At 41.8% G+C, this 25,393-nt stretch carries 22 protein-coding genes; 5 read left to right on the plus strand and 17 right to left on the minus strand.

The genetic code is table 11. The features are described 5' to 3' along the window. Positions 1 to 15: 15 nt before the first annotated feature. The 4 genes from B9A91_RS22190 to B9A91_RS22205 all read right to left on the minus strand — a co-directional run bounded on the left by B9A91_RS22190 (position 16) and on the right by B9A91_RS22205 (position 3,635). Positions 16 to 1,083, minus strand: a complete 1,068-nt coding sequence (locus B9A91_RS22190; protein WP_084241270.1) for a FecR family protein — start codon at positions 1,081 to 1,083, stop codon at positions 16 to 18. Between the two features lie 66 nt (positions 1,084 to 1,149). Further along, the gene (locus B9A91_RS22195; protein ID WP_084241271.1) at positions 1,150 to 1,686 is read right to left on the minus strand and encodes an RNA polymerase sigma-70 factor; all 537 of its coding nucleotides are present in this window, start codon (positions 1,684 to 1,686) and stop codon (positions 1,150 to 1,152) included. Positions 1,687 to 1,759: 73 nt separating this feature from the next. Beyond that, the gene (locus B9A91_RS22200; protein WP_084241272.1) at positions 1,760 to 2,071 is read right to left on the minus strand and encodes a hypothetical protein; all 312 of its coding nucleotides are present in this window, start codon (positions 2,069 to 2,071) and stop codon (positions 1,760 to 1,762) included. Between the two features lie 88 nt (positions 2,072 to 2,159). Next, positions 2,160 to 3,635 carry an APC family permease gene (locus tag B9A91_RS22205; RefSeq protein WP_084241273.1) on the minus strand — a complete coding sequence of 492 codons (1,476 nt, stop codon included), beginning with the start codon at positions 3,633 to 3,635 and terminating at the stop codon, positions 2,160 to 2,162. A 341-nt stretch (positions 3,636 to 3,976) separates the two neighbouring features. Between B9A91_RS22205 and B9A91_RS22210 the strand changes: the two genes are divergently transcribed. Together B9A91_RS22210 and B9A91_RS22215 are read left to right on the plus strand one after the other, a co-directional pair. Beyond that, positions 3,977 to 6,274 carry a sodium-translocating pyrophosphatase gene (locus tag B9A91_RS22210; protein ID WP_084241274.1) on the plus strand — a complete coding sequence of 766 codons (2,298 nt, stop codon included), beginning with the start codon at positions 3,977 to 3,979 and terminating at the stop codon, positions 6,272 to 6,274. Between the two features lie 162 nt (positions 6,275 to 6,436). Next, positions 6,437 to 8,134: an amino acid permease gene (locus tag B9A91_RS22215; RefSeq protein WP_084241275.1), complete on the plus strand. Its 1,698-nt coding sequence runs from the start codon at positions 6,437 to 6,439 to the stop codon at positions 8,132 to 8,134. A 66-nt stretch (positions 8,135 to 8,200) separates the two neighbouring features. Here B9A91_RS22215 and B9A91_RS22220 read toward each other — a convergent pair whose 3' ends face one another. Further along, positions 8,201 to 8,401, minus strand: coding sequence for a hypothetical protein (locus B9A91_RS22220; protein ID WP_159451765.1), 201 nt, complete (start codon positions 8,399 to 8,401; stop codon positions 8,201 to 8,203). A 160-nt stretch (positions 8,402 to 8,561) separates the two neighbouring features. Here B9A91_RS22220 and B9A91_RS22225 point away from each other — a divergent pair, with 160 nt between their 5' ends. Beyond that, positions 8,562 to 9,131 carry a MarC family protein gene (locus tag B9A91_RS22225; protein WP_084241277.1) on the plus strand — a complete coding sequence of 190 codons (570 nt, stop codon included), beginning with the start codon at positions 8,562 to 8,564 and terminating at the stop codon, positions 9,129 to 9,131. A 3-nt stretch (positions 9,132 to 9,134) separates the two neighbouring features. Here B9A91_RS22225 and B9A91_RS22230 read toward each other — a convergent pair whose 3' ends face one another. From B9A91_RS22230 to B9A91_RS22245, 4 genes are read right to left on the minus strand one after another with little or no spacing between them, the layout of a single operon-like run. Then, entirely contained in the window at positions 9,135 to 10,298 is a 1,164-nt protein-coding gene (locus B9A91_RS22230; protein ID WP_084241278.1) for an RsmB/NOP family class I SAM-dependent RNA methyltransferase, read from the minus strand. Beyond that, a complete protein-coding gene (locus B9A91_RS22235) occupies positions 10,295 to 11,521 on the minus strand; it encodes an ABC transporter substrate-binding protein (protein ID WP_084241279.1) in 1,227 nt (408 codons plus the stop codon). Before B9A91_RS22235 ends, B9A91_RS22230 begins: the two co-directional genes overlap by 4 nt. Next, positions 11,478 to 13,004, minus strand: a complete 1,527-nt coding sequence (gene guaA / locus B9A91_RS22240; RefSeq protein ID WP_084241487.1) for a glutamine-hydrolyzing GMP synthase — start codon at positions 13,002 to 13,004, stop codon at positions 11,478 to 11,480. The genes B9A91_RS22235 and guaA overlap by 44 nt, the downstream gene beginning before the upstream one ends. Positions 13,005 to 13,012: 8 nt before the next feature. After that, positions 13,013 to 13,468 (minus strand): deoxycytidylate deaminase, encoded by a 456-nt coding sequence (locus B9A91_RS22245; RefSeq protein WP_084241280.1) that lies wholly within the window; start codon positions 13,466 to 13,468, stop codon positions 13,013 to 13,015. Positions 13,469 to 13,607: 139 nt separating this feature from the next. Here B9A91_RS22245 and B9A91_RS22250 point away from each other — a divergent pair, with 139 nt between their 5' ends. Both B9A91_RS22250 and B9A91_RS22255 read left to right on the plus strand, forming a co-directional pair. Next, the gene (locus B9A91_RS22250; protein ID WP_084241281.1) at positions 13,608 to 14,234 is read left to right on the plus strand and encodes a LysE family translocator; all 627 of its coding nucleotides are present in this window, start codon (positions 13,608 to 13,610) and stop codon (positions 14,232 to 14,234) included. Between the two features lie 101 nt (positions 14,235 to 14,335). Further along, positions 14,336 to 16,066, plus strand: a complete 1,731-nt coding sequence (locus B9A91_RS22255; RefSeq protein WP_084241282.1) for a trypsin-like peptidase domain-containing protein — start codon at positions 14,336 to 14,338, stop codon at positions 16,064 to 16,066. A 61-nt stretch (positions 16,067 to 16,127) separates the two neighbouring features. Here the strand turns inward: B9A91_RS22255 and B9A91_RS22260 are convergent, their stop codons facing one another. From B9A91_RS22260 to B9A91_RS22295, 8 genes are all read right to left on the minus strand, one after another. After that, positions 16,128 to 18,029 carry an amidophosphoribosyltransferase gene (locus tag B9A91_RS22260; RefSeq protein ID WP_084241283.1) on the minus strand — a complete coding sequence of 634 codons (1,902 nt, stop codon included), beginning with the start codon at positions 18,027 to 18,029 and terminating at the stop codon, positions 16,128 to 16,130. A 147-nt stretch (positions 18,030 to 18,176) separates the two neighbouring features. Then, the gene (murI, locus tag B9A91_RS22265; protein ID WP_084241284.1) at positions 18,177 to 19,007 is read right to left on the minus strand and encodes a glutamate racemase; all 831 of its coding nucleotides are present in this window, start codon (positions 19,005 to 19,007) and stop codon (positions 18,177 to 18,179) included. A 57-nt stretch (positions 19,008 to 19,064) separates the two neighbouring features. Next, positions 19,065 to 19,622, minus strand: coding sequence for an OmpH/Skp family outer membrane protein (locus B9A91_RS22270; protein ID WP_084241285.1), 558 nt, complete (start codon positions 19,620 to 19,622; stop codon positions 19,065 to 19,067). Between the two features lie 42 nt (positions 19,623 to 19,664). Further along, positions 19,665 to 20,195: an OmpH/Skp family outer membrane protein gene (locus B9A91_RS22275; protein ID WP_084241286.1), complete on the minus strand. Its 531-nt coding sequence runs from the start codon at positions 20,193 to 20,195 to the stop codon at positions 19,665 to 19,667. A gap of 111 nt (positions 20,196 to 20,306) precedes the next feature. Further along, positions 20,307 to 22,874 carry an outer membrane protein assembly factor BamA gene (gene bamA, locus B9A91_RS22280; protein ID WP_084241287.1) on the minus strand — a complete coding sequence of 856 codons (2,568 nt, stop codon included), beginning with the start codon at positions 22,872 to 22,874 and terminating at the stop codon, positions 20,307 to 20,309. Between the two features lie 62 nt (positions 22,875 to 22,936). Continuing rightward, complete coding sequence (locus B9A91_RS22285; RefSeq protein WP_084241288.1) at positions 22,937 to 23,677, minus strand: isoprenyl transferase; 741 nt, start codon at positions 23,675 to 23,677, stop codon at positions 22,937 to 22,939. A gap of 19 nt (positions 23,678 to 23,696) precedes the next feature. Continuing rightward, the gene (gene porG, locus B9A91_RS22290) at positions 23,697 to 24,494 is read right to left on the minus strand and encodes a type IX secretion system protein PorG (protein WP_084241289.1); all 798 of its coding nucleotides are present in this window, start codon (positions 24,492 to 24,494) and stop codon (positions 23,697 to 23,699) included. Between the two features lies 1 nt (position 24,495). After that, on the minus strand, positions 24,496 to 25,377 hold the full coding sequence (locus B9A91_RS22295; RefSeq protein ID WP_084241290.1) for an NAD kinase: 882 nt from the start codon (positions 25,375 to 25,377) through the stop codon (positions 24,496 to 24,498). Positions 25,378 to 25,393 lie beyond the last annotated feature (16 nt).

Raw genomic sequence — 25,393 nt, forward strand, 5'->3', positions numbered from 1 at the left:
TGTTTGTTAGGTGAATTAATTGGTTGATTGTTTATTGGATTGCAGTGTCAGGATATAAGTGCTATCCCTCTTTTCTATATTTAAGTGGTTCAATAGTGCAATTTCATTCAGAATAAATGGAACCATTTGTTCGTTCCTTTTAAACGTACCGGTAAAATACATGCCTTTTACCTGGGCCTTGTCAAACCGGATATCTGCAGAAAAATCGCTTTGCAGCACATTAAAGATCTTGCTGAGCGACTGGTTCCTAAAAGATACCTCGGTTGCACTAAGCAGGGTTTGTCCCTTCGGTTCTATATTTTTAAGCGGTAAGGAAGGCTGTTCTGCATTTTTAATCAGGGTAAGTCCGAAATTTATTTTATCGATCAGCAGTTTATTTCCGGGTAGCAGATAGGTCCTCTTCATGCGCGCAGTGCTTATACTGCTTTCGGGCCCCACTACAACCTTTCCACTGTGCAACAGTACGCTTACCCGGCCTTCACCCTCTGGCGATGAAACCGTAAAATCTGTACCCACTGCAGTCGTTACCGTGCCGCCTGCATATACATTGAAAGGACGTAACTTATCCTGGGCCACCTTAAATCTTGCCGTTCCCTTCAATTTAAAATCCCTGCTTTTTTTACTGAGCTGCTCCAGGTAGCGGATTTCTCCGCCCGGCTTTAAATAAATCACAGAACCATCGGCGATGTGCAACGTCATTTCTTCTTTGCCATAATTGATTTTAACCAGCGTAAAGGCTGTGGCGGCTTCCCGGCCTTGCAATGGGACATGCTGATCTTCACTTCTGCCCATCCACCATAACAGGCTCATGACCAACAGCAAAGAAGCTGCAACCAAAAGACCTAAGCGTAAAGAAGAATTGCTTTTTTGGGGCACTGTTTGTTCCAGGATAGCTTCCAGCAGTTGTTGTTTTTTAGCAGCTGGTAATAAAAACGGTTCTTCTAGCTGGCCCGTTAATTCCACAGGAAGCAATTCTTCCAGCTTATGTGGATGCGCCTCTAAATATTCTACTACCCTGAGGGCTTCCTCCTCGGTACATTGATTACGGAAAAACCTTTCTATAAGTGTATTGTCAATCATCATATACCGACAATACGTTTGTGAGCAGGCTATCCCCCAATGGGATTTTTATTTTTTTTTACAGCATATTTAATAAAGGGTAAGTAATGCCATCAACAAGGTAAAACGACGAAGGTACCTTAGTGCAAGACCAATGTGGTTCTCGACAGTTTTTGAAGAGATGCCCAGCTTTTCAGCGATCTGCTGATGGGAAAGGTGCTCTGCACGGCTCATCAGGAACACCTGTTTTCGGATCGGGGGCATACTTTCAATGGCTTTACTGACCAATTGCAGGGTTTCCTTATCCTCAAAATTATCTTCCATAAAATCCCTGCCCTTCTTTTGCCGCAGCTCGTCAAGATAGCGGCGCGCCCGGGCTTGCTTTCTCAATTCGTCTATAAAGATGGTCCTGGACATTCTGAAAAGGAGCACATGAAGTGGGTATTCTTCAGAAAGGCCAGCCCTTTTTTCCCAAAGGCGTACAAAAACCTGCTGCAAGACCTCATCCGCGATTTCCTCAGACCGACATTGCCGGAATACAAAGGCATATATCTGGTCGCTCCACTGGTGATAGGCCTGTTCAAAGGACTTTACATTGCCGTTCTTAATGGAAAGGATTTCGTTCATTAAATGAAATATATACAATTCCTAACGCAATAAAAAACGAAGCAGTTAATAACGGGAATTTACCTTGTAGCTGCTAGGGTCTTTCTATCATTCCGAAGGCAGAGGCTTTCCATTTGATATACCCTAGCCGTCCGCATTGCTCGGCTACTTCAGCCTCAATAGCCGGCGGCACATCATTTACGATCATCCAACGGATGCTGTATTTACTGTTATAACTGATATAGATTACGACATCATCAAACAAAGGTTCTACGGATTCCAGACCTTTCAAATGTACATCCTGAAGCTCTTTTGCAAATCGGGTAAGTCTTTCATTCATTACTTTTGCCAGGGGAGCGGCTGGCTTGATATCGGGTTCTATAATTGGGAGTACAGTTACTGTCATCTGCTAAAATCTCAGAAAATACTATAATTTTTAGCAAAGATAAATATTATTCCCTAAATGTTTGACATTCCAGAGTCAATAATCCATTCTACTTATCAGAAAAGCTGTTCTTTCTGTTAGTAAAATAATATATCGGAATCCCGATCAATACAACAATCAGTCCCGGCCAGGTAAATTGTGGTTTAAACCAGATTAATAACAGACAAAAGCTAATGCCCAGGATAATATATAAGGCTGGCAATAGTGGATATCCAAATGCCTTGTACGGGCGTTCAGCATTAGGTAATCTTTTCCTGAGGATAAAAATACCTCCTATTGTAAGTACATAAAATATAACAACTACAAAAGAAACCATATCTAGCAGGTCGCCATATTTACCACTAAGGCAAAGAACAGCTGTGACCAGGAATTGTGCCCAAAGTGCCCATTGAGGTACACCATGTTTATTTAGCTTTCCTGCATTTTTAAAGAACAAACCATCCTGCGCCATCGTATAATACACCCTTGATCCGGCCAGTATAAGGCCATTATTACAACCAAAAGTAGAGACCATAATCATTACCGCAATCAATGCAGTTCCGATGCCCCCAAAGATAGCGGTAGATGCTGTTACCGCAACTCGGTCTTTTGCTGCATGAGCAATTTCATCCATGGGCAATACAGCAAGATAAACCAGGTTAGCCGATACATAAATAACTGTAACAATAAGTGTCCCCAGGAAAAGGCTAAGCCCTATATTCTTTTTTGGGTTCTTCATTTCACCTGCGATAAAGGTCACATTGTTCCAGGCATCACTGCTAAAAACAGAACCTACCATAGCGGCCGCAATCCCCCCAAGTAAGGCTGCTCCCGCAATTGGTGTGACACTAAAGCCCGCTGCAACATTACAGGAGTCTACCAGTGAAGCTTTTGTGGCCATCCATGCGTTGGTCCAGTTGGCACTCCATACTTCAGGTTTAAACATAACGAAACCCGCTATGATTAGTCCAAAAAGAGCAAGTAATTTAGTGGAAGTAAAGATATTCTGAATCCATTTACCACCTTTTACACCCCGGGTATTGGAATAAGTAAGCAACGCAATAATGGCGATAGACATAATTTGTGCAGAACTTACTGAAAAATAGGTTGGATTGTTGCAGGCATCCAGCCCGGTTTGTATCTGTAACAGCTTATTGTCTTCACTCAAGGCTGGAATCAGATAAGCTGCAAATTTAGAGAAAGCAACGCCTACAGCAGCTATAGTACCGGTTTGTATGACGGCAAAAAAACTCCAGCCATATAAAAAAGCAATTAGCTTGTTGTAAGACTCTTTAAGATAAACATACTGGCCGCCGGCCTTAGGGTACATCCCGCTCAATTCTCCATAGCTTATGGCAGCAGTCATGGTCATAAGCCCGGTTATTACCCATACGGCTATCAGCCATCCAGCGCTGCCCACATTGCGTACAATATCGGCACTTACAATAAATATACCCGAGCCGATCATAGAGCCCACAACTAGCATCGTCCCGTCTAGCAGTCCGAGCTCTCTTTTAAAGGAACCATCCTGGTTTTCTTTGTCCATTTGTTTGTTTGATTGGTTGGTTTGGTTTTAAAGGGTGTTTACAGTTTAATTCTGGTTAGTAAACACTCACTTGCTAATGCTAATATATTTAAAAAACATTGTTGTGCAGTAAAATGCAAATAATTAAAAAATTAAAAGCGGTATTAAATGGGCAAAAAAGCACAATACCTTATATTTTCAAAAAAGGATTGCAATCAATTGATTAAAAATTTGTTAATTACGTTTACTCAGTTATTTTTGTTTTAGCCTGTTGGACTAAACATGTTGCTGAGTAACGTAAACACAACCGGAAAACCAAACAAACAAACAATTTAAACAACCTAAACGAGAAGAATTAAAGTATGGAGTTTTTACAAAACAATTTAATTTATGTGATCCCTGCTATGGGCCTGGTTGGCATCCTGGTGATGGCCATCAAGAGTGCATGGGTAAACAAACAGGACGCAGGAGACAAGAACATGCAGGAGCTGGCCGGCTATATTGCTGATGGGGCCATGGCCTTTCTAAAAGCCGAATGGAGGGTATTGAGCATTTTTGTTGTATTTACAGCAGCTTTACTTGCCTACTCGGGTACCATACACGAAGTAAATGGTGTAGCCTTACATTCAAGCTGGATCATTTCCGTAGCATTTATCATTGGTGCAGTATTTTCTGCCACTGCAGGATATATCGGCATGAAAGCCGCCACCAAAGCAAATGTCCGTACTACACAGGCTGCCAGAACCAGTTTAAAGCAGGCTTTAAAGGTATCGTTTACTGGTGGTACAGTAATGGGCCTGGGCGTTGCCGGCCTGGCAATATTAGGTTTGGGCGGTTTGTTTATTGTTTTTCTGCAAATGTTTAATGTGGTTTCGGCCAATAGCGTTGAAATGAAAACAGCCATTGAAGTACTTACCGGCTTCTCGCTGGGTGCAGAGTCTATTGCGCTGTTTGCACGTGTGGGCGGGGGTATTTATACCAAAGCCGCCGATGTGGGGGCCGATCTTGTTGGTAAGGTTGAAGCAGGTATCCCAGAAGATGATGTACGTAATCCTGCAACTATAGCAGATAACGTGGGTGATAATGTAGGTGACGTTGCAGGTATGGGCGCCGATTTATTCGGTTCTTATGTAGCAACCATCCTGGCAACCATGGTATTGGGACAGGAAATTGTAGTTGACAAATTAAATGGCATTGCTGTTGATAACCTGAACGGTTTTTCGCCGGTATTATTACCGATGGTGATCTGCGGGCTTGGAATCCTGTTCTCTATTATAGGGACCTGGTTTGTGCGCATTAAAGGTGAAGACTCCAATGTGCAGACTGCCCTAAATTTAGGTAACTGGGGGTCCATAGTCATCACTGCCATTGCTTCTTATTTTGTGGTTACAGCCATGCTGCCTGAACATTTACATTTGCGTGGGGTTAATTTTACCAGTCTGGATGTATTTTACGCTATCATAGTAGGTTTAGTGGTAGGTACTTTGATGAGTATCATTACCGAATATTATACCGCAATGGGTAAAGGTCCGGTTAATTCAATTATTCAGCAGTCTGGCACAGGCCACGCTACCAATATTATTGGTGGTTTGTCTGTAGGGATGAAATCTACGGTTGCCCCGATCCTGGTGCTTGCTGCAGGGATCATTTGCTCATATGCTTTTGCAGGTTTGTATGGCGTAGCCATTGCGGCCGCCGGCATGATGGCCACTACTGCCATGCAATTGGCCATTGATGCTTTTGGGCCTATTGCCGATAATGCAGGTGGGATTGCTGAAATGAGCCAACTGCCGCCCGAAGTGCGTGAACGTACAGATAACCTGGATGCGGTAGGTAACACCACTGCAGCTACAGGGAAGGGCTTTGCGATCGCTTCTGCAGCATTAACATCACTGGCCTTATTCGCTGCCTTTGTTGGTGTTGCCGGTATATCGGCCATCGACATTTACAAAGCTCCGGTACTGGCCGGTCTGTTTGTAGGTGCCATGATCCCCTTCATTTTCTCGGCCCTATGTATTGCAGCAGTTGGTAAAGCAGCAATGGATATGGTTCAGGAAGTTCGTCGTCAGTTCCGCGAAATTCCCGGCATTATGGAATACAAAGCAAAACCTGAATACGAAAAATGTGTAGCCATCTCTACCAAAGCTTCTATCCGGGAAATGATGTTGCCGGGTGCCATCGCACTTTTGGTTCCGATCATTGTCGGATTTGGCTTTAAAGGTGTATTTCCTACCGTAAGCTCAGCCGAGATATTGGGTGGTTTGCTGGCCGGAGTTACCGTATCGGGCGTATTGATGGGAATTTTCCAGTCGAACGCCGGAGGTGCATGGGACAACGCAAAAAAATCATTTGAGAAAGGTGTAGAGATCAATGGCGAGATGCATTATAAAAAATCGGAACCGCATAAGGCTTCCGTAACAGGAGATACCGTTGGAGATCCGTTTAAAGACACCTCCGGTCCTTCAATGAATATTCTGATTAAACTGATGTCTATTGTTTCACTGGTCATTGCACCATACATCGCGGTTGGGGTTTCAACAGAACAGGCCAGGGTTAAAGAAAAGGTCGAAATTATGGCTAAGCCGGGCAGTTCAATTAAAGTGGCTGCAGCCACGCTGGCCATTAAAAGTGTTAAGGGCAACGCAACCACACACCAATAATATCATTGTTACTAATAAAAGGGATTTCTAAAAAGAATCCCTTTTATTTTTAGATATATTTTCTTTAGGTTTGGCAGGATTATGATATGCAAATGACAATCATAAAAACTTTAAAATATTAAACGGCATAAAAAACTAACTTATTAAACTAAACCACAAATTATGAATTTTAGAAAGTCGATTGACTTACTCACCAAGGAAGCAGCTGAGAGCGGTGAGGGAACGCTAAAAAGAACACTTGGCCCGGTAAACCTGGTAGCCCTGGGTATTGGCGCTATTATTGGAGCGGGGTTATTTTCCATAACCGGATCCGCAGCCGCCAATAATGCCGGTCCCGCCATCACCATTTCATTCATTATCGCAGCCATAGGTTGTGCTTTCGCGGGCTTGTGCTATGCTGAGTTTGCGTCTATGATACCGGTGGCTGGCAGTGCTTACACCTACTCTTACGCTACTATGGGCGAATTTGTAGCCTGGATAATTGGCTGGGACCTGGTGCTTGAATATGCCCTGGGTGCTGCAACCGTTTCCATAAGCTGGAGCAGATACCTGGTGAAGTTCCTCGGCTATTACGATATACATCTCCCCGCGCAGGTGACCATGTCACCTTTTGAACACGCAACCCTTCTGGATGGCACCGTGGTTTCGGGTATGTTTAACCTGCCCGCAGTTTTTATCATTATCGTGATGTCCTTCATCCTCATCCGAGGAACGAGTGAATCAGCTTTTGTAAACGGGCTTATTGTTGCCGTGAAAGTAGTGATTGTATTTATCTTCATCTTTTTGGGATGGAAATATATAAACGCGGAAAATTATCAACCTTATTTTATTCCTGGTGATAAACCAGGCCACGAGAGTGTATTTACGCATGGATGGGGAGGCGTCATCAGGGCGGCCGGAATTGTATTTTTTGCCTACATAGGTTTTGACGCTGTTTCAACTGCAGCACAGGAAGCTAAAAATCCTAAAAAAGATATGCCAATAGGCATCCTTGTTTCCCTGTTTATATGCACTATATTGTATATTCTTTTTGCGCATGTTATGACTGGGGTTGCCAACTACGATATGTTTAAAGGTCAGGATGGTATTGCACCGGTTGCAGTAGCTATCGACAATATGGGTGCAAAAGATGCCTCTGGTGTGGTTACACCAGCTTATCCATGGTTAAACAAAGCAATTATATTTGCAATTTTAGGCGGTTACGCCTCTGTAATCCTGGTGATGCTACTGGGCCAGTCGAGGGTATTTTTCTCCATGAGTAAAGATGGATTGCTCCCTAAAGTATTTTCAAGCGTACACCCAAAATATAGTACACCTGCAAAAAGCAATTTACTATTCATGGTATTTGTGAGTCTGTTTGCAGCCTTTGTACCAGCTACTGTAGTTGGCGAGATGACCAGTATTGGTACCTTACTCGCGTTTATCCTGGTATGTATTGGTGTGGTAATTCTGAGAAAAAGGATGCCCGATTTGCCAAGGGCATTTAAAGTACCTATGGTTCCCTTAATCCCAATATTGGGTGTTGCCGTTTGTTTGGGTATGATGGTGTTCCTGCCATTGGATACCTGGGTACGTCTATTGGTTTGGATGATTATCGGCTTTGATGTCTATCTGTTCTATGGCATGAAGAACAGTTTACTGTCCGACAATAACCAGGTTACCTTAATGAAAAGTACCCGCACAATTTCGTGGATAGGAGTTGCTTTAACCGGCCTTTTAATCGGGGTGGCCATCATCCACCACCACATTACTGATGGAGCCGATACAGGTTTGTATTACTTCTCATTGGTTTTTGCAGCAGCACATTTTATTCTTTATGTATTTAAAGCAGCCACAGCTGCGCGTGTAAAAGCAAAGTAATTGCAATAAAAAAAAGCCCTGTAAATTTTCCTTACAGGGCTTTTTATGAAATAACCATAATACTTATTAAGTCAGCTCTACACATTCCACACCATTTTCTGCCAGGATAAATTCTACAATATCTGCACAAGGCACTGTAGAAGCTACCTTAAGCAATTTATCTTCAAATGTGAACAGCCAGTTCTTTTTTCCAAACAACAGGTTTAAAACTGGTTTTACAGAGATCAGGTCTATCCGTTTTTGTACTGAGGTTTTAAAGACTAGCATATTCATCGTTTATCAAATTAATAGTATAAAGATGCGGTGTAAGTGTGAATGTAGAAAGCACATCGTGCCAGGAGCGGTAAAATCTCCGGTGAACAACACAAAATTGCCGGTAAAACTCTTAGGTTTTTTTCGTACTTTGTAAAATAAACATCTAAATGTTATGGAATTCAATTTCAGCCAAATTCTCTCGACCACGATGGTACTCTTTGCTATCATTGATATCCTGGGTGCTATTCCTATTGTAATAGAACTCCGGAAAAAGGCTGGTCACATTCAATCGGAGAAGGCAACCATTGTGGCCGCTGTATTGATGATCATCTTTTTATTTGCCGGAGAAACGTTGCTGAAAGTAATCGGGCTGGATGTTGCCTCTTTCGCCATTGCAGGTTCCATGGTGATCTTTTTTATTGCCATGGAGATGGTACTTGGCTTAACTATATTTAAAGAGGGGGATGCGCCGGAAACAGTATCTATAGTGCCCCTCGCTTTCCCATTGATTGCAGGGGCAGGAACAATGACAACCCTACTTTCTTTAAAAACAGAGTATGCCACCCAAAATATTATTGTTGGCATTATCATCAATATGATATTTGTATATTTTGTGTTAAAGAACACGGAACGCCTGGAAAAGTTATTTGGTAAATCGGGACTGAATGTACTGAGGAAAGCTTTTGGAATTATACTTCTGGCTATCGCCATTAAGCTGTTCCGGAACAATACAGGCTTATAAATTCTACAGCTTAGTTAACCTGGCTACGAACATGGTGTCGGCCTTATTGTGATAACCCTTTATCACCTCCATTTGTTCGAGCTTTAGCGGCAGGTTTTCCTGCAACCAGCTTACCACTTCCTCATTTTCCTGCTTAAATACAGAGCAGGTAATGTAAACCAATGGTTTTCCTGATTTGAGGTATTTAACCACATTTGTAGCAATGCTTTTTTGCAATCTGGCAAAGTAATCGATTTTATGCGCACTAAAATAATACAGCATTTCAGGAGTTCTGCCCCAGGTTCCGGATCCTGAACAAGGTGCATCGAAGATTATACCGTCAAATTCATAATGGTGCAGATCCGGATCATTATTTTGAACGAGGTCCAACACTTTCTTTTGGTATTTTTTTAACCTCGCTTCCTGAAAACGTTCCTCCAGGTTCTGCAGGCTACTCTCCCTCACATCGCTAACGAGCAACTCTACTTTGGGTTCCAGGTCGAACAAAAGCAGTGATTTACCACCCGATGCTGCACAGCAATCCCACCACTTGTCCCAGGGCCGGGGCTGAAAGAATGCGCCGGTTTTCTGCGAAGAAAGATCCTGCACCTGATAATTTTTACAATTGGCCAGTGCCTTGTCGAGTTTAGTACCATTTGGTAATGCCAGCGTGTTGTCCCCCAATTCTTCTGCCGGTATTCCCTCTTGCTTTAGTACACCGGTTAATTTCTGCATCTGCCCCGCATTTACTCTGAGAAACAGATCAGGTTGTGTAAAAAAAGAAATATAAAAGTCGTGTAGTTCTATAGCTTCAGAAATATTCTCATAAAAGCTAAAAACATCTTTCAGGTCAAACTCAGTGAAATGCTGCTGAACCAATCTCAGCTTTTCGGTAACAGAACGTTCAACATCTTCCATTAAAGCCGGCAGAAAGCGTTCTATAACTAAACTGCCTGTTTGACTGCATAAAAAATCGGCTATCGCAAGCCGAAGGGTATAATCAGCTTTGATCAGTGCCTTTCCCAATCTGAAGAAATTGTAAATATACCTGCTGGCCCAGCGTCTGTCTGAGGAACCCATCTGTTTGTTGCGCTTAAAATAAACGAACAGAAAGCGGTGCAGTGGTTGTGAACCATCATAACTTTTAAAGATCTGATCAAATGCCCTTAGCTGGTGTTCTACCTTCATTCTATCACATTTAAAGCAAAATTTTTGTACCGCAACAGCATTAAACTGGTATTGATATAACCACGTCTTTCAGCATATTCAAAACGAAAAGAATTCTGTAAACCTCTGTATTTGTCCTTGGTCAGATACTTCTGGTACTCAGGCCCATGCGCAGAAAGTAATTTGCCGAAGTAAAAGCCCACATCGAACCCTTTAAACGAATACTCGCCCGGTTCAAAATTGAAGAGCGCCCTGTATTTTCTGATAAATGTATTCACTTCAGGCCTGCTGTAATCAACCTTATAGGAAGAAGAAATGATGGTATTGAAAGCCTGCAGCTGGTCGATATTGTAATTTTGCTTCATCCAGTCGGGATGCCCGAAAAGCGTTGCATTAAAACCTGCCTTTTTCATTTTCATCAGTTTGTCCAATGTAGGAACCACAAATTTGCGATCAGATGAGCTTACCATAATTACATAATTCCGTCCTTTTGTGATTTTAGGCTCCAGGCTAAAGACAGAGGCGTATTCCTGAAAGGTGAAGGCTTTTCCTTTAACAGCGAAGTAAGTCCTCAAGGGTTTCGCCATCACTTCATCACTGGCACTTTTTGGATTGATAAGCACCACGACTGTATTTGCAGGATTATAGCTTTTAGAGATGTAATTCCCAATCTTTTCTGCATGTAGATCAACGTTATTTACTATTGAAATCAGGTTGGGGTTTCCAAACTCATCCGGATGTGCCGCTGAAAGCGGGTTAACCACCAGAATATTTCTTGAGATGGAATAATTGGTAATGTATTTCAGTCCATCCGGAAATACCGGCCCTACGATCAGGTTGCTGCCCAATAAGCCACCATTGTCTATCAGCTCCGCTATCTGCGTATTGTTATCCTGAGTATCAAAAACTTTTAACTTAAAATTTTGTCCTGTTGCTGCTGCAGAATCTATCCCAAGCTTAAAGCCCTGGTAAAAGTCAATGGCCATTGCAGCCTTTTCTACATCGGCTTTAGTCGCGGTTTTAAGTTTGATCTCATTTAACCGGAAAGGAACAAGTAGCGAAATACTTGCCTGCTCAAACTTCACAGCAGTTTTTTCTGTTTTCGCTACTTCTTTAGGAACTTCCGGCTTCTGGGTGACAGGTTTTATTTTTGGTGAACAGGCAGCCAGAAACAATGCCGCAAGAATAAGAAACCAATATCTATTCCCACTCAATTGTCGCAGGTGGTTTTGAACTAATGTCATATACAACGCGGTTAATTCCTTTTACTTTGTTAATTATTTCATTAGAAATTTTTGCGAGTACGTTATAAGGCAGATGGCACCAATCGGCAGTCATCCCGTCAACAGATTCAACGGCGCGAAGGGCAATCGCATTCTCGTAAGTGCGTTCATCACCCATTACCCCTACAGATTGAACCGGAAGGAAAATTGCACCAGCCTGCCATACTTTATCGTATAAACCGGCTTCTTTTAAATTGTTGATATAAATGGCGTCGGCTTCCTGAAGGATGGCGACCTTCTCTGCAGTCACTTCTCCAAGAATCCTGATAGCCAGACCCGGTCCTGGAAAAGGGTGGCGGCCAATGATAAAATGCTCTAAGCCTAAAGAAGTTCCAACTCTTCTTACTTCATCTTTAAATAAAGTGTTCAAAGGCTCAACAACTTGTAATTTCATAAAATCAGGCAAGCCGCCCACATTATGGTGCGACTTAATGGTAGCTGATGGCCCTTTTACCGAAACAGATTCGATGATATCAGGGTAAATGGTACCCTGCGCCAGCCATTTTACATCTTGTACCTGGTGAGCCTCATCATCAAACACTTCGATAAATACCCGCCCTATAGCTTTACGCTTAAGCTCCGGATCAGAAACCCCTGCAAGCTGGCTAAGGAAACGTTCTTTGGCATCAACACCTTTAATGTTTAAACCCAGGTGTTTGTATTGTTCAAGTACAGCTTCGTACTCATTTTTCCTCAACAGGCCGTTATCTACAAAAATGCAGTGCAGGTTTGTACCAATAGCTTTATGCAATAGCAATGCAGCAACACTGGAATCTACACCACCCGAAAGTGCAAGTACAACTTTATCGTTCCCCAATTTTGCTTTCAGGTCGGCAATGGTTGTTTCTACAAAAGCATAAGGGGTCCACTCCTGCTTACATCCGCAGATATCTACCAGGAAATTCTCCAAAAGCTGCTTGCCATCTGTACTGTGTGTAACTTCAGGGTGAAACTGTATACCATAGGTATCCGTATCTTTTACCTGATAGGCAGCTACCTTTACACTGTCCGTACTTGCAATCAGTTCAAAGTTTGCAGGTATTTTCGTAATGGTATCACCATGCGACATCCAAACCTGGGAACCAGGGGCTATATTTTTTAACAGCTTGTTTGTTGTAGCAACAAAATTCAGATTTGCACGGCCATATTCACGTGTTGAAGAAGGCTGTACCTCGCCACCTGAATGCTGTGCGATATACTGAGCTCCGTAACATACGCCCAATACAGGCAGGTTACCAAACTTTTTAAGATCTATCTGTGGCGCATCTTCCTGGCGCACAGAATAAGGGCTGCCTGAAAGGATGATACCTTTAACTTCTGAACCCAGCTCAGGAATGTTGTTAAATGGATGAATTTCGCAATAAACGTTTAACTCGCGTACCCGACGGGCAATTAACTGTGTATATTGGGATCCAAAATCGAGAATAATGATTTTTTCTAGCATGGCCAAAGTTAAGCATACTTAATCACTTCCACACCAAATCTCTTCAAAAAATCCACTCCTTCATCACTTGACAGGCCTTTATACTCCGCGTAGGAGTCGCGGTAATAAACCATTCTGATGCCGGAAGACAAGATCAGGCGCGCGCAGGCTATGCAAGGCGATAATGTGGTATATAGTGTAGCCCCTTCAATTTTAGAGCCGTTCTTTATACCATATAGGATAGCATTCTCTTCGGCATGCAAAGCTAACGAACAGCTGCCGCGCGAATCGCGGGCACAACCAGCTTCGGGCCAATCCTCATCGCAATTGTGGGTTCCGGCAGGGGGTCCATTGTAACCTATGGAAATGATCCTGGTATCTTTAGTCAGCACGGCACCTACATGCGCACGCACACAATGTGAACGCCCGGCAAGGTCGCCTGCTAAATTCATAAAAATATCGTTAAAACTTGGTTTTGTTGTCATGCTTGTTCCTTAAACTTCCAATACTTTAAACGTATCAAAAGCGTTATTTCCCAGCAAAGATGCACATAAATTAGAGTAAAAAAATGGACACATTTTATGTTTAAAGTTGCATATTAGCACAATATTATACATTAGGTGAATGTTTGAAGCAATATTACAAGGGATTGGTGCGGGTATTTTATTTTCTTTTTTAACAGGACCAGTGTTCTTTTCAATGATTAAAACCAGCATTGAAAAAGGATTCAAGGCTGGATTCTCTCTAGCCATAGGTGTAATTCTAAGTGACATCATATTCATCAGCCTAACCATCTTCAGTTCTCAGTTTGTAGACTACAATTCTAAATACAATCAGTACATCGGTATCATCGGAGGACTTTTTTTATTCGGCATCGGCCTTTATTACCTCATCAAAAAAGTGAAAGTAAGCTACGATATATCGGAGGATCTGAAAGTAAGAAAGAGGGGCTATATTATTAAGGGATTTTTCATGTGCCTTTTATCTCCTTCTACCCTTATGTTCTGGATTATGGTGGGTGGTATTGTATCCGTGCACCTGCATTACGAAATTACAGAGAAGATTGTCTTTTTCATTATTGCGATGGCCACTCAATTATCTGTAGACTGTGTAAAAACCTATTATGCTGCAAAGCTGAGGTACAGGATCAAAGAAAAAACCATTCAGAATTTAAACAGAATAGCCGGGGCGGTGATCCTGCTGTTTGCAATCCGGCTGTTTGTTGAAGTACTGATTAAATATTACAGGTAATCAAAATATTACGAAGCAGGTTTAAACTTAAGCCTGATGCTATGGTCAATTGTTTTAACTAAACTTTGGCCTTAAAAAAGGTGTGATTATAAAAAACTTGTATGAAGAAGTTATCATTTTTATTCCTTTCCCTGCTGTTTACCTTACAGATATTTGCTCAAACAGGGAATTTTGACTTTAAAAAGCTGGAAAAGGATATCCGCCAGGTTGTGCAGCGAGCCTATGACGCATCAGTGTACATTACCCCTTACGATTCTGTGTCAAACAGGCCCAAAGGAGGTTCCTTTAGCGGGGTAGTAATTGATACGACTGGTCATGTCCTTTCTGCAGCACACGCGGTTAAACCCGGGGACTTGTATGAGATTACCTTTCCTGATGGCAAAAAATTTAAGGCGGTAGGATTGGGAAGAATCCCCAGGAACGATGCAGCTATGCTGAAAATCAAAGATAAAGGTAGCTGGCCTTACACCCCGATGGGCTGGTCATCCTCATTAAAAAAAGATATGCCCTGTGTCAGCATCGCCTATCCGGGTACAGTGGGTGCTAAAACACCTACCATCCGACTTGGCTATATTGCAGAAACTGAAACCAAAGAGGGTTTTATCCGCTCAACCTGCCTGATGGAACCTGGAGATTCCGGGGGACCTGTATTCGATATGAAAGGACGTGTCATTGGGCTCCATAGCAAAATAGACCTGTCTTTAGACGACAACTTTGAGATCCCTGTGGATTTATACCGTAAATACTGGAATGCGCTGACCAAACCGGCAAGCTATGCCGAGCGCCCGGAAGCAACAATAGTTCCCGAAGATCCGCAAGCCCGAGAACTGAAAGATTTACCTGAAATTACACAGCTTAATGTTATCTCTGAAAAGCTGAACGAACGCTTAAACAAAACGAGTTTCAAATTGAAGAGTACTTCAGGTGGTACTGAATTACAAATTCTGGGAACATTGGTCAAACCCGATGGGTTTCTTCCCGAAACAGCTTTAAAAAACAAAAGTTTTTTATTGAGCAAAAGTTCAATGGTCGGAGACAATCCAATCCTTGAACTGTCGGTTGCAAAAAGCACACCTGCAAAAGTAATCCGCAGAGATGAAGCTAACGATCTGGTACTGCTGCAGGTTGATCATAAATTAAAAGATGGAATTGCATTGGGAACTATAGCAATAGATTCAGTGGTTGCTACCGACCTGGGTAAATTACTAACTTCTCCGCAACCAGGCAATCGAGTTCTGGTAAGTATACTCGGCAACACTCCAATCAGTATAGCTAAAGGACCGAATCCTGCGTTTATTGGTATTGGTACCGATCTAAAAGACGGAAAAGTAGTTATTGTCAATATCCAGCCCAGAAGCCCGGCAAGTACCGCTGCATTGGAAACTGGCGATGAAGTGTTGTCGTTTAATGGCAAACCCATCCTGAAGGCCGAAGACCTGAGTAAAGAGATGGCTGCCTATAAGCCCAACGATACCGTTAACCTCCAGCTGTCCAGAGCAGGTGTACCTTTCTTCAAAAGAATTGCATTAAAGCCAAGAAGAATGGCAGAAAGACACATTGCCTATCGTTTTACAGATGGTCGCAGCGAACGGCGTACTGACTTTGGCAGTGTCTTAATACATGACGGAAAATTAAAGCCTTCAGAATGTGGTGGCCCTCTTTATGGCATAGACGGAAGGTTTTATGGCGTCAATATAGCAAGATTGAGCCGCACCAGCAGCCTGGCGATTCCAGCCGCTATAATTCAGAAATTTGTTAAACAGTCGCTAACTGAAATGAAGGAACAGGCCATGCTCAACTACACCACCTTTGACGCGCCCAACTGGCAATAAAAAAGAGCAGGGCTAAATAGCCCTGCTCTTTTTTATTGCGTGTTTTGATTAAGGCACGCTATTAATACGCTCTCTGGTTATTTCCCTCTTTCCAGTTCACAAAAGCTTTGTTTACCACTTTATTCCCTCCAGCAGTGGGGTAATTTCCAGAGAAATACCAGTCTCCACTATGATTAGGGCAGGCTACATGTAGATTATCCAGTGTCTGGTAGATCACCTGAACCTCTGCTACGGTGTTTGCCGGTGTAATGATCTTGGTGATCTGTGCTGAAATTTCTTCCTGTGTGAAAGGTCTGTAAATGTCTTTAACATGATTTACAATCTCTTCTTTAGGTAGCAACAAAGAAGCCTTACATTTCTGATAAACCTCTTCAATTACATTATCCATTCCACGTTCTTTTAACAATTGTATAGCAGCTTCAAATGCAACAAACTGTCCCATTTTAGACATATCGATACCATAACAATCAGGGTAACGGATTTGTGGTGCAGAAGAAACGATAATGATCTTCTTAGGGTGCAGCCTGTCAATAATCTTAATTATACTTTGCTTAAGGGTTGTTCCTCTAACGATAGAGTCATCTACAGCAACAAGAGTATCGGTATGGTTTTTAATAACACCGTAAGTGGTATCATAAACGTGTGCTACCATATCGCTCCTATCCGCGTCCTGGGTAATAAAAGTTCTCAGCTTAACATCTTTAATGGCCAGTTTTTCCACTCTCGGGCGCATCGAAAGCAGTTCGTTAAGCTCCTCATCACTTAAGGTGTCTTTCCGGTGTAGCAAGATTTCTTTCTGTACTTCCCTGATATGGGCATGCAAGCCATCAACCATTCCGTAAAAAGAAACTTCAGCAGTATTTGGAATAAAAGAAAAAACAGTATTCTTTAAGTCCGCACTTACTGCATCTAAAATCTGCCTGCACAATAAAGCTCCAAGGTGTTTTCTTTCTTTGTAGATTTCAGCGTCGCTTCCTCTTGAAAAGTAGATCCGTTCAAATGAACAAGCTCTTTTTTCCTGAGGTTCCCTGAACACTTCCTGACTTACCGTACCGTCCTTTTTAACGATCAGCGCATGACCAGGTTCAATTTCTTTTACATTCTTGAACTGAATGTTAAATGCAGTTTGTATAGCCGGTCTCTCCGAAGCTGCAACTACAATCTCATCATCAGCATAATAATAGGCCGGACGGATACCAGAAGGATCACGGAGAATGAAAGCATCACCATTACCAACAATTCCGGATATCGTATACCCACCATCCCAGTTTTTAGCTGAACGTTTTAAAATTTTAGCAATATCCAGATTCTGTGAAATTTTTTGGGTGATGGCCACATTATCCAGTCCTTCTTTTTTATAGGCATCAAAAAGCTCCTGGTTTTCATCATCAAGGAAATGACCGATCTTTTCCAATACAGTTACCGTATCGGCTTTTTCTTTAGGATGCTGTCCAAGTTCATATAACTGCTCCAGTAATTCATCCACATTGGTCATGTTGAAATTACCGGCAATTACAAGATTCCTGGTCATCCAATTGTTTTGCCGTAAAAACGGGTGACAATTCTCTATACTATTCTTACCATGTGTGCCATACCTTAAATGGCCCAACAAAACTTCACCGATAAAACTTACATTCTGCTTTAACCACTCTGCATCCTGCATCAGTTCAGGTGTCTCATTCTGGATATCTACAAATTTGTTTTGTACATAACCAAAGATATCGGCCACTGCATTTTGTGCCATGGAACGGTACCTGCTGATGTAACGGTTACCAGGCTTAACATCTAATTTAATCGTGGCAATACCGGCACCGTCCTGTCCACGGTTGTGTTGCTTTTCCATTAAAAGGTAAAGCTTGTTTAACCCGTAAAGTGCAGTCCCGTATTTTTCCTGGTAGTATGAGAGCGGTTTTAAAAGGCGGATAAAGGCAATTCCGCATTCGTGTTTTATCGAGTCACTCATTCGTGTGTATTGTTTTGAGCCGCAAATTTACCGTTAATAATAATCAGAACCTAGAAAGAAATAGAAAGTTTATTTTTAGATTATAATTGACGTTTGAACATCAAATTATAAGTTAATCTGCCTCACCTAAACTGAATTCTGTTAACATTAAGGTTTAAGATTTACGTGATTCGAAACAACCGCTGCACCAAAAAAGATAGAGGCATGCGCATCAAAAGCAGCAGCGTCGCCCGAAGTAAAAAAGCTGGTTGCATTGCCTTTGTCAATCCTGGATGCTATTTCAGGGTGATTTTCCAGATATAAAGAGAGACTGTTGGCTACAATATCATCTTGCGCCAGCAGCTCAACTCCATCGGGGAGTATCTTTTTTATCTTGGGGACAAGCAAGGGATAATGCGTACAGGCCAAGACGATACAATCAATCTGGTCGTCTTTCTGCATTAACTGGTTAACATATTTCGCAACGAAGTAATCTGCCCCTGGGTTCAGGTGTTCATCGTTCTCGATCAGCGGGACCCACATCGGGCAGCTTTGCTGGGAAATGGTTATCTCCGGAAAAAACTTATTGATTTCCATCAGGTAAGATTCAGAATTCACGGTACCCCGCGTTCCCATTATTCCTATTCTTTTAGTTTTCGTAAAACCACCCACTATCTCTGCTGTTGGCCTGATCACGCCCAATACCCTCCGATCTGGATATTTAAAGGGAAGGATATTTTGCTGAATGGAACGCAACGCTTTTGCAGATGCTGTGTTACAAGCCAGGATGACCAAAGGACAACCCTGGGCAAACAACCATTCCACGCATTCCAAAGTATATTGATAAATGGTTTCAAAAGAATGGTCACCATATGGCGTACGGGCGTTATCGCCCAGATAAATGTAATTGTATTGCGGTAACTTTCGAGCTATCGACTTAAATACGGTAAGGCCACCATAGCCTGAATCAAAAATACCTATAGATTGCTTATTCTCCATAATAAAAAGGGGACCAAGCGCTATCGCATGGTCCCGCAATTTAAATATTTTTTATTCTTATTTTTTAGGCGCGGCAGCTGTTGCAGCAATACCTAATTTAGCTTTTACAGCAGCAGTGATATCTTCACCACCATCCCAGTAAATTAATGCCTGGTTTGCAGTATCAAATACATACGCAAAACCTTTTTCTTTAGAAACGGCTTTAATGGCAGCATCCGCTTTTACCTGAATAGGGTTAAATAACTCCTGATTTTTAGTCTCCAGTTCCTGTTGTGCTTTTGTTCTCGCATCAGTAATGCGTTTTTCAAGGTCCTGAAGCTCTGCTCCCATAGTCTGCAGTTCTTTACCAACTGCTTCCTTGTTTGCTTCACTAAGTGTTTTTTCTTTATCCTGGGCCGCTTTCAGCTTTCCTTGATACTCTGCTATCATTTTCTCAATATCTGCCTGTTTAGTCTTTTGAAAAGCCTCTAATGTGGTACGTGCAGTTTTAACCTCTGGCATGGCCTCAATAATCAGCTGGGAGTTTAGGTGTGCCAGTTTTTGTTGTGCATTAGCCATATTAGCAGTAAATAAGAATCCTGCTCCTAAAAATAATGCGGTAATTAACTTTCTCATTCTATTTTTTTTAATAATTGTTTCTAATTTATGTTAATATATTTATTTAATCGCTGACTGTGGCTTGTAGCCTAATCTTTTAATAACCTCATCACTCACATCATAACCGCTGCTTGCATAGATCATCATGGTAGCTTCACTGCTTTTATCGAAAATAAAATCAAGCAGTTTTGTTTTAGCCACTTCGGCAACAGCTTTTGTTACGCTGTTTTGAATAGGGCTAAGCAATTTGGTACGCGCCTGGAACAACTCTCCTTCCGGACCAAAAATTTTACGCTGAAATTCTTTTGCCTGTTTCTCCTTTTCTATAATATCGTTTTCCCTCCTTTTACGCATATCTTCAGTCAGCAACACCTGATCTGCCTGATAGGCTTTATACATTTTATCAATTTCAGTAAAGTTGTTATCTACTTGTTTTTGCCATTGCTGCGACAAAACATTCAGCTGATTTAAGGACGATTTGTAATCAGGTAAATGTTTCAGGATATATTCTGTATCCACATATGCAAATTTCTGTGCAAATGCCCCGCTGCCTATAAACAGCAAGATGCAAATTAAAATATATTTTTTCATCGGTTTCTTTATTTTTTTAATGTTATGATGCTATGCTCTATAAGTTCAAAAAACTAAGACAAGCTTATTAAGAATTACTTAACAGGCTTATCTTAGTTCGTTTATACGCTATTAATTAAACCCGCCAAGCTGTTGGGCTATACTAAAGTGGAACTGCCCTTTGTTGGCATCTGGTGAACCTGGAATTTTATCAAATCCATAACCCCAATCTATTCCTAACAATCCAAATATCGGTAAAAATATTTTTGCGCCAAAACCTGCTGAGCGCCTTACATTAAACGGATTAAAATCAGCAAACTTATTCCAGGTATTACCTCCCTCTGCAAATGCTGTTAAAAATGCCGTTGCCTGCTGACTTGCAATTACCGGGTACCTCAATTCCATTACATATTTGGTAAAGATAGGGCTACCGGATTGCTGTGCAATCTCAGCTCTTGAACCTACCGGGATTACAGAGTTATTGGCATATCCACGCATGGCGATCAATTCAGACCCCTGAAGGAAATCAAATCCCTGCATACCATCACCACCCAGTTTAAATCTTTCGAAAGCCGATTGGCCAACTGCTGAGTTATACGAACCCAGGAAACCAAACTGCGCCTGTGCCTTAAATACAAACTTGCCTGCAACCTTCTGGAACCATTGCGATTCAAACTTCCATTTATGGTACTCTGTAAACTTATAGCGCTGCTTATCTGATGCGGTAGCATAGTTTACATTATTCAGCAACGAATATGGCGGTGTTGCCTGTATCGTGAACTTAAAGTAAGAACCACCTGTAGGGAAGATCGGGGAGTCCCTTGAATCCCGGCTCAGTTCCTGTGTTAAGTTAAAGTTGTACGAAGTACCGGTACTGAATAAAAACCCACCGTAATTGTTCAGTATATATTGCTGTGCATTGATTGCGTGGGTTAACTGGAAGTAATTATCCGGAAAATTTAATCTTCTTCCCAAACTCACGGTCACACCATTTAGGCGGATTTTTGAATAGCGGCTATCAGTTTCATTGATTGTACCGTAATAGCTTCTTCCACCATTAGATTGCAGAGAAGTAAATGCGCTTATTCCAAAGCTAATTGGTTTTTTACCCCCCAACCATGGCTCAGAGAATGAGAAACTGTAAGACTGATAGTATTTACCGTTGGTTTGGCCACGCAAGCTCAGTTTTTGTCCATCGCCCTTTGGCAAAGGTTTGTAGGCACTTAAATTAAACAGGTTCCTTAATGAGAAATTGTTGAAAGTTAAACCCAGCGTACCGATGATGTTACCACCGCCAAAACCACCAGAAAGTTCGATCTGGTCAGAAGGTTTTTCTTCTACTGTATATTCGATATCCACCGTTCCATCCGCAGGGTTTGGCTTAGGCACAGGATTGGTTTTCGACTCATCAAAGTTGCCCAGTTGTCCAATTTCACGAACAGTACGGATCAATAGGTCTTTGGAAAATTTCTCCCCGGGTTTGGTACGGATTTCACGTCTTACCACACGGTCATTAGTAATGGTGTTTCCTTTAATAATGATCCGGTTATTGGTATACTGCGGCCCTTCATAAATTCTCATTTCCAGCTGAACGGTATCTCCTGCGATCTTGGTCTGAACCGGATCTACATTAAAGGTCAGGTAACCATCGTTCAGGTAAATACTCGACACATCGTCTCCGTTGGCACTGCCCCTTAATTTTTTCTCTAGTTTTTCTTCACTAAAAACCTCACCTTTTTCAATCCCCAAGGCTCTTTGCAGGAATTCTGTAGTATACTTGGCATTACCTACCCAGCTGATGTCGCCGAAGTAATATTTAGGCCCTTCAAAGAGATCTATTTTAATACCTACCGCCTTATCGCTATACCGATAAACGCTGTCCTTTAAAATTACCGCATCCCGATAACCCTTGTCATGCATTTTTGCGATCAGCTTGGTTTTATCTTCGTCGTATTTTTCCTTATTGAATTTTCCCGATCCAAATACTTTATAAAAAGCCTGCTGCTTGGTTTTCTTTAAAAACTTGCGCAATTTGGCTGAAGAGAAATCCTTATTTCCGGTAAAATTGATTTCATGAACTTTTACCTTTCTACCTTTATTTACAGCTACCTGTAATATCACACTATTGTCCTGGCTGGGATCAGGCTTGGTTTTATAATCCACACTGGTAAAGAAGTACCCTTTTTCCAATAAAAACTTTTTAATCGTAGCCGTTGTGCTGTTGTATAGGTTATCATTAATGATAGCTTTACCTGCCTTCTCCCCTAGTTTTTCAAGAATATCAGTCTTCTGCGATTTGCTTACGCCTGTAAATTCAAAAGAACTCAGCCTCGGGCGCTCTACCACTTCAATGTCAAAATAAACGGTATCTTCCACTATTTTCACAATATCCAACTGGACATCGTCGAAAAGTCCCTGGGCCCAAAGATTTTTGATTGCATTGGCGGTAGCCTCACCCGGAAGTATTACCCTTTCGCCCGGAATCAACTTCGAGAGCGTGATGATGACTTCTTTATCCAGATACTGTGTCCCTGTTAAAGTGGTACCACCTATGATATACTCTTTAGGATTGAAATAATCCAGATCCAGTCCCTTAACTTTTAAGGAAGGAGTTGCAGGGTTGGTCTGAGGACGGGTGATCTGTGCCATTGTTGGTAAGCCAATCAATAGCAGTAATATAAGTTGGTATATTCTTTTCATTTACAATCTAAAATCGATGCTAAGTTAATTTAAACACATGTTAAAAAGTGTTAAAAGTAAAATTAGTTCAGTTGTTCGCTAATTTTACCGAAGCGGCGCTCGCGTTTTTGGTAGTCTACAATAGCCTCAAAAAGGTCTTCACGCCTAAAGTCTGGCCACAGTTTGTCAGTAAAATACAATTCGGTGTAAGCCATTTGCCACAATAAAAAATTACTGATTCTGTGCTCGCCGCTGGTCCTGATCATCAATTCCGGATCTGGCATATTTATCGTCGTCAGCTGTGCTGAAAAATGTGATTCATCAATATCTTCTATGTTAATCTGCCCCTCTTTGACCTGCCTGGCCAGCTTTTTTGCAGCTTCTAAAATTTCCCATTTTGCGCTATAACTTAAGGCCAGCGTTAATGTACAATGCGTATTATCAGCTGTCTTGTCCATGGCACTCTTCAGATCATCAATACACTTCTGAGGTAGTGAGGCGATATCGCCAATAGCATTCAGCCTGATGTTATTCTTAGTAAGTGTTTCCGTTTCCTGGTTGATGGTGGTAATCAAAAGTTCCATCAATGCATTCACTTCATCTACAGGCCTGTTCCAGTTTTCTGTAGAAAAAGCATATACCGTTAAGTATTTAATACCAATTTCAACGCAGCCTTCAACAATATCTTTTACAGACAGTACACCGCTCTCGTGACCAAAAACCCTGAATTTACCTTGATTTTTTGCCCATCTGCCATTCCCATCCATGATAATGGCAATGTGCTCAGGCAGGCGTGTCATGTCTATTTGTTCTTTAAATCCCATTTACTTTCCGCAAATATGCTTAAAATGTATAACATTTTTGGGACACAAAGGTATAAGATATGCCAATACCTACAAACATATATGTATCTCTTTTTCTAAAATCGCCCCTTTGGGTACCTGGAGCACCATAATTTGGTACTAATGAGGGGTTTGATAATTGCTGCCGGAGTGCAAGAGCGTCATCGTTTGGCCATGCACTCGCAGCCGGATATACCCCGCTTACATCGTCCAGATAGTCGGAATAAGCGGTACGGTAACCAATTTGAGAAAACAGCCCCCAGTTATCTTTCAACTGTAATTTAATACCGACACCATAGGGTATCGTCATGGTATAATTCCGGTAAGCTTCAGTCTGGCCCTCAGTCTGATAATACCTCAAATTGTATTCGGTATCATTATAAATGGCCTTAGGTTTATAAAATACCCCCCCTATTCCGGTAAAGATATAGGGTGTAAATTTTTTAGTCCCACCGCCGGCAAAATAATTCAGAAAATTAAAGTCTACCTGTAAACTCACTTCGTTCAGCGCAGTTTTAAAGTTAATGTTCCGGTTCCTGAAATCCTCATTTTCGGAAACCGCATCATTGGCCCTGATCTTCCCGTAAGTATAATGAAGCCCAACACCCCAATAGGCGTCTAGGTTGAGTTTTGCGAAAGCACCTGCCGACATCCCGCTTATTTTAAGCGGTTTTGTCTGATTGAGGTCCCCAATATAACCGGCCCCTCCGCCCATTAAACCAATTTCGAAGGTCTGTGCATTCGCAGTAATTCCGAAAAAAAAGCCCAAAAGGCATGCAAAAGACCGGAGATAACGCATATTAATAATTCCGGGTATCTATACCCCAGAGTAATTTATTTCTTAATGTTGTCAGATAACTTTCATTGTTAAGCCTGATTAAATTTACATGAAAAGCTGCTTTATTTAAAGTAATTTTTACCGAGCGGTCTACTGTCTCGGTCCTGGAATCACAAGACACCAGGAATTTGGCGCTTCTGGCCTCCACTTCAAACCTTAAAGACACATCATCGGGAATAATTACCGGCCGTACATTCAGGTTATGCGGTGCGATAGGCGTGATGACAAAGTTCTGGGAACTTGGAAAAATGATAGGGCCGCCACAACTTAAAGAATATGCGGTTGAGCCGGTTGGCGTTGCAATGATTAAACCATCGGCCCAGTAAGAGTTCACAAATTCGTTATTCATATAAGCATGAATGATCATCATGGCAGAATTGTCTCTTCTGTGTATAGTAATGTCATTCAGGGCAAAATTCTCTTCTCCAAATAAGCTGTAACTAGACTCCAGGCTAAGCAAAGTCCTTTTGTCCAGCGCATATTCCTTATTCTTTAAAGCTTCAATTGCAGTTTTAATTTCATCTTTATTGATACTAGCCAGAAAGCCGAGCCTGCCAAAATTAATACCGATTACAGGTATCCCGGAGTCACGGATCAGGGCCAATGTATCCAGCAAGGTACCATCGCCCCCCAAGCTGATCAGCACATCTGTTTGCCCCTGCAGTTCGGTATGAGCTGTAAAAACCTCGATATGATCGGGTAATTTCACCTTGTCCCTGATAAAATCCAGGTATTTCTTATAAACAAGAACGGGTGTTTTATATTGGTCAAGCACATTAAAAACTTCCTGAACATAAGGCAGTACACTGTTGTTAAACTCTCTACCGTAAATTGCAATCTTCATTAAGTTTTTTGTTTTT

Source organism: Pedobacter africanus (genome assembly GCF_900176535.1).
GTDB lineage: Bacteria > Bacteroidota > Bacteroidia > Sphingobacteriales > Sphingobacteriaceae > Pedobacter > Pedobacter africanus.

What these genes read in the sequence shown, in the direction of transcription:
- B9A91_RS22190 (WP_084241270.1), bottom strand. Translation starts at nt 1,083, where the DNA reads ATGATGATTGACAATACACTTATAGAAAGGTTTTTCCGTAATCAATGT.
- B9A91_RS22195 (WP_084241271.1), bottom strand. Translation starts at nt 1,686, where the DNA reads ATGAACGAAATCCTTTCCATTAAGAACGGCAATGTAAAGTCCTTTGAA.
- B9A91_RS22200 (WP_084241272.1), bottom strand. Translation starts at nt 2,071, where the DNA reads ATGACAGTAACTGTACTCCCAATTATAGAACCCGATATCAAGCCAGCC.
- B9A91_RS22205 (WP_084241273.1), bottom strand. Translation starts at nt 3,635, where the DNA reads ATGGACAAAGAAAACCAGGATGGTTCCTTTAAAAGAGAGCTCGGACTG.
- B9A91_RS22210 (WP_084241274.1), top strand. Translation starts at nt 3,977, where the DNA reads ATGGAGTTTTTACAAAACAATTTAATTTATGTGATCCCTGCTATGGGC.
- B9A91_RS22215 (WP_084241275.1), top strand. Translation starts at nt 6,437, where the DNA reads ATGAATTTTAGAAAGTCGATTGACTTACTCACCAAGGAAGCAGCTGAG.
- B9A91_RS22220 (WP_159451765.1), bottom strand. Translation starts at nt 8,401, where the DNA reads ATGCTAGTCTTTAAAACCTCAGTACAAAAACGGATAGACCTGATCTCT.
- B9A91_RS22225 (WP_084241277.1), top strand. Translation starts at nt 8,562, where the DNA reads ATGGAATTCAATTTCAGCCAAATTCTCTCGACCACGATGGTACTCTTT.
- B9A91_RS22230 (WP_084241278.1), bottom strand. Translation starts at nt 10,298, where the DNA reads ATGAAGGTAGAACACCAGCTAAGGGCATTTGATCAGATCTTTAAAAGT.
- B9A91_RS22235 (WP_084241279.1), bottom strand. Translation starts at nt 11,521, where the DNA reads ATGACATTAGTTCAAAACCACCTGCGACAATTGAGTGGGAATAGATAT.
- guaA (WP_084241487.1), bottom strand. Translation starts at nt 13,004, where the DNA reads ATGCTAGAAAAAATCATTATTCTCGATTTTGGATCCCAATATACACAG.
- B9A91_RS22245 (WP_084241280.1), bottom strand. Translation starts at nt 13,468, where the DNA reads ATGACAACAAAACCAAGTTTTAACGATATTTTTATGAATTTAGCAGGC.
- B9A91_RS22250 (WP_084241281.1), top strand. Translation starts at nt 13,608, where the DNA reads ATGTTTGAAGCAATATTACAAGGGATTGGTGCGGGTATTTTATTTTCT.
- B9A91_RS22255 (WP_084241282.1), top strand. Translation starts at nt 14,336, where the DNA reads ATGAAGAAGTTATCATTTTTATTCCTTTCCCTGCTGTTTACCTTACAG.
- B9A91_RS22260 (WP_084241283.1), bottom strand. Translation starts at nt 18,029, where the DNA reads ATGAGTGACTCGATAAAACACGAATGCGGAATTGCCTTTATCCGCCTT.
- murI (WP_084241284.1), bottom strand. Translation starts at nt 19,007, where the DNA reads ATGGAGAATAAGCAATCTATAGGTATTTTTGATTCAGGCTATGGTGGC.
- B9A91_RS22270 (WP_084241285.1), bottom strand. Translation starts at nt 19,622, where the DNA reads ATGAGAAAGTTAATTACCGCATTATTTTTAGGAGCAGGATTCTTATTT.
- B9A91_RS22275 (WP_084241286.1), bottom strand. Translation starts at nt 20,195, where the DNA reads ATGAAAAAATATATTTTAATTTGCATCTTGCTGTTTATAGGCAGCGGG.
- bamA (WP_084241287.1), bottom strand. Translation starts at nt 22,874, where the DNA reads ATGAAAAGAATATACCAACTTATATTACTGCTATTGATTGGCTTACCA.
- B9A91_RS22285 (WP_084241288.1), bottom strand. Translation starts at nt 23,677, where the DNA reads ATGGGATTTAAAGAACAAATAGACATGACACGCCTGCCTGAGCACATT.
- porG (WP_084241289.1), bottom strand. Translation starts at nt 24,494, where the DNA reads ATGCGTTATCTCCGGTCTTTTGCATGCCTTTTGGGCTTTTTTTTCGGA.
- B9A91_RS22295 (WP_084241290.1), bottom strand. Translation starts at nt 25,377, where the DNA reads ATGAAGATTGCAATTTACGGTAGAGAGTTTAACAACAGTGTACTGCCT.